Genomic DNA, 7,229 nt, shown 5'->3' with positions numbered 1-7,229 from the left:
ATTTTAACTTGTGCGATGAGTGGAGTTAAAATGTGTTTGTCGTGAAGTTTTTTAAATGTTTACTAATTAAAAAAACACAAAGAAATTTTATCACTTTGAATTAATGCAGTATAAAAATACTAATGTCATCAATATACCTATTTATACTATAGGTAAACTAGCTTAGGATATCAAAGGTAATTATTCCCTGAATAAAATTCATTACCTTTAAGGTATTTATACTATAGGTAAACTAGCTTAGGATATCAAAGGTAATTATTCCCTGAATAAAATTCATTACCTTTAAGGGGCAGCACCAAAAGTATCCACTTTGGTGTCTCCGTTTAAAAAAGTACCCATTTTCTTGTCTCGATATGTGGACAGAAAAATGGATACTAAATGAACTTCCTCCGTTGATAACGCAGCATTTTACACTATAAAATTAGTTCCTACTTTCATGTCTTTTTACACTTAGAAATTGTTGTACAAAGACATGAAAGTCTAAACTTACATTTTTGCAACTTGATTGGGACAAGAAACTCCAAACTCAAACTTTATAGATTTACAAAACTAAACTTATGTAATCTTGTGTGAATATATAGGTTTAAATACTACGTTACTTTTATTTATAAAGAAAAGACACCCTAAGTTGCCTTTCTACTCTGTAACAAATTTAAAGACATAGTACATAAAAAAATAGACAAGATAGATATGCTAGTCTACCAGCAATCGATTCTCTCATGAATTTCATAAGTATGACTTTGACAAGCAACGCTAAGAATAACGGTATAAACAGTACCATAGCAAGTTTGATCGCTATGTCATTTATTGTTGGATTAAATGGTTCAAAATTAATTATAATGTTCACGTACCCTTCTATAATTATTTCATTTATATAATATAATTATATAAATGAAATCGCTACAAAGATACCATAAGGTTTCTTCCTCCAACTGAACCATCTTAAATTTAACCGGTTCTGGTGCAAATATAGGACGCATTTAAAGGAATAATCAGAATTCTCCTTTTTAACATCCTTTTGTTTTTACTGAAATTTGCCACAATCGGCACTTGAATGAAAATGGATACTTCTATACCTATCATTGTTTTGGGACATGAAAATGGGTAATTTTTCATAAAGTGATTGCTTCAGTTATATAATTTAAATACATTAAAGCATAATTCATAAATAATTGCGTACATATTTATCATGATTTTTAATAGCAAGTTTGTTATTTAACAAATAAATTTTCTCCATTTACGGCTGTGTAGAATGTTGCCTTCTTAAAATAAACATTTTGTTCTCCTCAATATCTCTGATCATCACAATTCATAACAAATACCATATATTTTTGACAGACTGTCCGTCAAAAATATATACTGTAATTGATAATTTATATCAATTACAACGAGCCTATTCAATAACTAAATTTAGCATGCACGGTTTCCCTTAAAAGCTGTAAATCAAATTTTCCACTTGGAACACCAAATAAATGTTCAAATGTTGGTTGAATGGATAAACCCCTTGCAATGCGTTCTTCCGGAGTCCATTTGAATAACGATGAATCTCCCCAATAGTGAATAAATTCTGTTGTAAGCATTGGCTTATTAACATGAAAAACTCCCTCTCTATTACCTTGAATAATTAAATCTGTTAGAATTAGCTTAAATTGACAGATGATATAAACATTTTATTATTAATGACTAAATAGTTTAGAGTTTCTTGTCTCACATTCAAGAAGTTTAGACGTTCATGTCTTTCTATATATGATGATACCCTTTATAGTAGAGAATTCTTAATTATATTATATTCCTCTATTGTATCCACGTCATAAAATAATTTAGCATCACTATATACAGTAAACTTACCTTGTAAAGACTTATCAAAGAAAATAGAACGAGCTCCTTGGTCTCCTGTTAGTTTTTTCAAACTCGGAAAAATCTCCTTTGAAAATAAAATTGGTGGCCGCGGTATATCTTGAAAACTAGCAGCTACATAATCAAGTTGCGGGGAGTGTTCATAATCATCTATTAATGAATTTATAAGCTTAACTGTAATAAATGGTTGATCCGCAAGTATTACTACTACTCCATCAGCATTCATACTTTCTGCCTTTTCTAAACCACAATGAAGAGAGTACGATTGACCCAAACATGATTTTTTACAAGAGAGAATATGAACTCTTTCCACCTGTGTATGGTGGAATAACCAGGACGGTTCATTTGAAACTACTATAACATCACTCAATTTGGAAGAAAGTGATGTATTTAATGCTATATTCCCAAGCAATGTATTTCCAGTTGGAAGGCATAGTTTATGTATCCCTGGACCTGTTCTTCTACTCCTTCCAGCTGCTAGATATATTCCTACTATTTTCATTATTTTTCATCCTCATTATTTGTATCATTTCTGCCATAATGCTTATAGCTATTTCCATTGGTCCCTCGGATCCAATGGATAAACCAGCAGGAGAGAAAATCCATTTAGGTTTATTGACTCCTCCTAGCAAACGTGCGGTGCGATATCGGGAACCTAAAATACCTAGGTAACGACAAGGTTGGTTCTGAAATAGACTAAGTAGCTCTTGATCCCGTTTGAAATGATGTGTCATTATCATTATAAAATCCTGTTTTTTTATAGATATCCTGGATAGAATTTTTTTTGGAAAACCAACAACATGCCTATCCGCTTCTGGAAAACGTAACGGTGTGCATAATCCCTCTCTCCAATCACAAATAGTAACAAAAAATCCTGTTTCTTTTGCTAAGGAGACAAGTGGTTTGGCATCTTCTCCTGCACCAATTACAAACAATTTTGGTCGTGGTTCGAAGCAATATACATATAGATGTTCATACCAACCATTTTTCAATTCAGAAAGTACTGGAATTTCTCCTTCCCAATCTCCAAACTCATGTCCTTCTTCGCTAAAAAAAAGAGTCTTCGATTTTAATAAATCTTTTATCATCCAGACACGTAGCCCTTTTTCTGTATATCCTCTTACTTTGCGTAAATACTCTTGATATATATAATTCACTTTTTCTAATAATATATAAATAATTCCATTACACCCTACTCCCCATGATAAATCATTTTCTTCCCTCATATCGAATTCATGTATGCTCCATTTTTCATTACTTAAATCTTTAGTATAAAGATAAAGTTCTTCCTCGATACACCCCGCGCTAAGCATTCCAACCTTTGTCCCATCTTCTCCAAATACCATCATTGAACCTTCTTTCCGGTATGATGAACCGGCTACTCGAAGGATGGTTGCAATAGTGCAACCTTGTCGGCTTGCTATTGCCGTCTCTAATACCTCATGTATATCAACCATCACAATTCACCTTTCCTTTAACTTTGAAGTAGGGATTTTACCGCTTCTCTAATTTCTTGATAACTTGTACATCGGCAAATGTTTGATTCTAACCACTCTTCAATTATTTTGTCTGTTGCTTTTGGATGATTTACTATAAGAGCATGACAGTTTACAATAAACCCGGGCGTACAGTACCCACACTGAAATGCCCAATGTTCTATAAATGCTCGTTGTACAGGAGATTCATGTAAACCTTCAATTGTTGTTATCCTTTTGTCTGTTGCTTCTACTGCAAGCATGATACAAGATTTTATCGGCCATCCATCCACTAAAACCGTACAGGTTCCACAGTCCCCGTTTTCACATCCACGTTTTGCACCTGTTAAATCAAATTGGTCTCTCAATATATCTAAAAGGGTATCAGCTGTTCTCACTATTCCCTGCCGATTTTCTCCATTTATATAAAGAGTAAGCTTTTTAGTCAAAATACCCCTCCTTTAAAATGTTCTAACATGTCTCGTAATATATTTCTTAAAACAAACAACCGGTATTCTCTAGATCCACGAATATCATCTAGTACAGGCGCTGGAATATTTAACACAGTATGTTCTATCTTGTCTTCAACTGACATTTGATTATTATTGATAGCAATTTCCATAGCAGTAGAACGAAAAGGAAAAGCGCATAATCCACTAAACGCCATACGGATTTTATTTCCTTTTTTCAAAGCAGCCAGCGTAATTAATGGATAATCAATTTTTTCAAGTTTTCTCTTTTTCACACTGTAAAAAGGTAGTCCGACATACTCTATATCAGTTAAAACTTGTAAAAGAAATTCTCCCTTACTTAATCGTAGTCTTTCTATAAATAGTGAATGAATAGAGACGTAACGTATACCTTTCATTCCTACAATTCCCAAAGTGCTGTCTGCTAATAGAAACGGAAGTACTGCCTCCCTATAGCAGATTTCTCCTGCAATATTTCCACCCAACGTAATTTTGTTCCGTGCCGTGTGATCTGCTACTCTTGATGCTGTTTTACTCAAAAGTGGAAACACATTCGATTTTGAAACACGAGTTAAAGTATGTGCCGCACCAAGAACTACATAATGCTGATACCTTCCAAGCACGTTACATTCAGGAATTTCCTTTATATCAATTACAGACTGGGCATAAAGATTCCCAAATCTGCCGAGGGTAATAATTTCAGTTCCACCGCTGTAATATATCGGATTTTTTCCTTCTTGATAAAGCTTAGAATATAGTTGTAGCGCTTCTGGTATAGAATGGGGACGATAATATTCAAAATCAGATGGAATCATGATAAAGGATCCTCCTTTTTCAGTTTCGTTCTCCAAATCAATTCTGGAGTAATCGGTAACTGATGTAAGGAAACTTGTGCTGCAACGGATAAGCTATTAGCAAGGGCCGCTGGCATTCCAAGGATGCCATGTTCGCCAAGAGCTCGGGAACCAAACGGAGAATTGTCATGAGGAATTTCTATAAATTCTACTTTATATTCTGGTTGTTGACCGTAGTGGGTTACTTTATATGAACGAAATTGATTATTTAATATTGTTCCTTTTTTGTCATAACAGAATGCTTCTCTTGTTGCAAAGCTAAGCCCCATACTCATTGCGCCCATTACTTGAGTCTCCGCTCCTTTTAAATTTAATACCTTTCCAGCATCTATTACGCTAAAAGCACGAATTAATTTATATGTATAATCCTGCGTATCAAATTCAACTTCCACTGCTTGTGCTGCAATTCCCCATTCCGGTCCTGATTTCCCCTTCCCAGTCTCCTTATCAGGTTCTGTGATTCCTTCAAACGTATATGCTCCTCTCCCTATAATCTGTTGGTTAATTACCTGTCCGCTTGAATCGACATATCCTAACGCAATCTGATCTATATCTATAGAAAGATTAGGAGATTCTTTAACATATACTTGTTTGTTGGCAATCTCTAAGCTCTCTATCGGATGTCCTAATAAAATAGAGGCAGATTTTTTTAACTGTGAAATGATATCTTCTGTAGCAGCTAGCACTGCATTCCCTACTAGATACGTAGTTCTGCTTGCGGCTGTTTTCCAATGTTTTGGTGCAACTTGTGTATCTACTTCCATTTTGATATGTATATCTTCTATCTTCAATTTCATTTTTTCTGCTACCATTTGCGCAAGCACAGTTTTTGTACCCGTTCCAATCTCCACTGCACCACAATGGATATTTACACTTCCGTTTTCATTAAACGTTATTAACGCACCTGCACCTGCATCTGATGGTGTTGTGGAGTTTTTCCATGCAAAAGCAATTCCCTTTGCATGTACTTTTCTATCTGAAATTCGGATATACTGCCCTTCATTCCAATTTATTAGTTTTTTTAATCTTTCTAAACATTTTTTCGGATTGCCCATATTGCTTCTTGTTACCGGAACTTGTGTAGGTGTCGTATCTCCTAGTTGGATTGCATTTTTTAATCGAAATTCAAGTGGACACATACCTAATTTGTTAGCCATAATATCTACTGTTCGCTCTACAACAAAAGTATATTCAGAATGTCCAAATCCACGGAATGCTGTAGCATAAGGATGGTTTGTATACATACAAAGCGAATCACACCCTACATGCTCAATTGAATAAGGTCCTGTACAATCTAGACCCGCCGCTTTACTGACAACAACAGCTCGATCCGCATAAGCTCCACCATCAAATAAAAAAAGGAATTCCGCAGACTTTAAGCTTCCTTCTTTCGTACAACCTAGTTTGACTTTTGCTTGCAAACCAATATGAACGGGGGAAGTAATAAAATCCTCTTCTCTGCTATTACGAAGTTTTACCCTTCTTCCTCCTACAGATTTGGAAGCAAGATAGGCTAAGATTTCAAGTTGCACCATGGTTTTCCCGCCATATGCTCCGCCTACTAAAGGTACTTGAACATGTATCTTGCCTTCATCTATATGAAATGCGTCACTCAGCTGCTTCCTAATCTCAAAGGGTGCCTGAGATGTAGATGTTACAAGAACAACTCCGTTCGGCTTAATCTCTACTTTTGTACATCTCGTTTCCATTGCCGCATGATCAGATTGTGGAAATGAGAAAAACTCTTCTACAATTATATCGCTCTCACTAAATCCTTTCTTAATATCCCCCTTCCGAACTTTTGTCCGCGTGGCAATATTTGTATTGGGTTCTGGGTATGCTTCCTCTATGATTCTATATTCTCCTAAACGCTCATGAACAAGAGGAGCATTATTTTGATATGCCTGTATAGGAGAATTGACAACAGGAATTTCTTTGTACGTTACACGTATTGAAAAAACTGCTCTTTGGGCAGCTGCTTCACTATCTGCAATCACCATGGCAATTGGTTCACCAAAGTATCGTACCTTCTCAAAAGCCAGAGGTGGCCGATCCACTATACTACTACCAACTAGATAAGGATAATCTTTACCTGTGATAATCTTCCTTACACCTGTTATTTTCCAAGCATTACTTGTATCAATGCCCTCTATATACGCATGTGCATATTTACTAGTTAAAAGCTTTACATGCAATATTCCTATTTCATTTGCATCGTCAATATACTTTGCTCGTCCCGTTACTTTTTCCATCACTTCTTTCCTGGGAATACTTTTTCCAATGATACGATATTGACTCATAAGCCCCCTCCTTTTGTTCCTAATCTATAGTATTAGTTTTATCCTACCTTTAGTACATGTAAAAACTTGCTCTATAGGGGGAATGTTAACATTTTTATACTTTAAGGAATTCTCAAAACTCATTACCACTAATTCCAATTGAGACTATGATTTAAAGATAAGTTTAGGATATATTTCAAGCTATTCTATATATCCTAAAAGAAATAAATTTACTTGGTGTATATTTCATTAAAACATGGGCAGTACGCTTTTCATTAACAATAAAAGAGATAC

The 7,229-nt window shown here is 35.0% G+C and carries 6 protein-coding genes and 1 pseudogene; all 7 read right to left on the bottom strand.

From position 1 onward, the window contains the following. Positions 1 to 636: 636 nt before the first annotated feature. Positions 637 to 847, bottom strand: a pseudogene (locus DN403_RS31815) (hypothetical protein). Between the two features lie 550 nt (positions 848 to 1,397). Beyond that, positions 1,398 to 1,658 (bottom strand): hypothetical protein, encoded by a 261-nt coding sequence (locus tag DN403_RS32350; protein ID WP_374221742.1) that lies wholly within the window; start codon positions 1,656 to 1,658, stop codon positions 1,398 to 1,400. Between the two features lie 101 nt (positions 1,659 to 1,759). Beyond that, positions 1,760 to 2,359 carry a xanthine dehydrogenase accessory protein PucB gene (gene pucB / locus DN403_RS21015; RefSeq protein ID WP_000706288.1) on the bottom strand — a complete coding sequence of 200 codons (600 nt, stop codon included), beginning with the start codon at positions 2,357 to 2,359 and terminating at the stop codon, positions 1,760 to 1,762. Beyond that, positions 2,319 to 3,314: an XdhC family protein gene (locus DN403_RS21010; protein WP_000227609.1), complete on the bottom strand. Its 996-nt coding sequence runs from the start codon at positions 3,312 to 3,314 to the stop codon at positions 2,319 to 2,321. Before DN403_RS21010 ends, pucB begins: the two co-directional genes overlap by 41 nt. A 17-nt stretch (positions 3,315 to 3,331) precedes the next feature. After that, positions 3,332 to 3,781 carry a (2Fe-2S)-binding protein gene (locus tag DN403_RS21005; protein WP_179958941.1) on the bottom strand — a complete coding sequence of 150 codons (450 nt, stop codon included), beginning with the start codon at positions 3,779 to 3,781 and terminating at the stop codon, positions 3,332 to 3,334. Then, complete coding sequence (locus DN403_RS21000; protein ID WP_000613082.1) at positions 3,778 to 4,617, bottom strand: FAD binding domain-containing protein; 840 nt, start codon at positions 4,615 to 4,617, stop codon at positions 3,778 to 3,780. The genes DN403_RS21005 and DN403_RS21000 overlap by 4 nt, the downstream gene beginning before the upstream one ends. Then, a complete protein-coding gene (locus tag DN403_RS20995) occupies positions 4,614 to 6,956 on the bottom strand; it encodes a xanthine dehydrogenase family protein molybdopterin-binding subunit (RefSeq protein ID WP_149185716.1) in 2,343 nt (780 codons plus the stop codon). Before DN403_RS20995 ends, DN403_RS21000 begins: the two co-directional genes overlap by 4 nt. Between the last annotated feature and the right edge of the window lie 273 nt (positions 6,957 to 7,229).

The organism is Bacillus sp. AY2-1, from assembly GCF_008368965.1.
GTDB classification, from domain to species: domain Bacteria; phylum Bacillota; class Bacilli; order Bacillales; family Bacillaceae_G; genus Bacillus_A; species Bacillus_A thuringiensis_S.
Note: the sequence above shows the minus strand (reverse complement) of the source record. Positions and strands in the feature narration are given on the sequence as shown.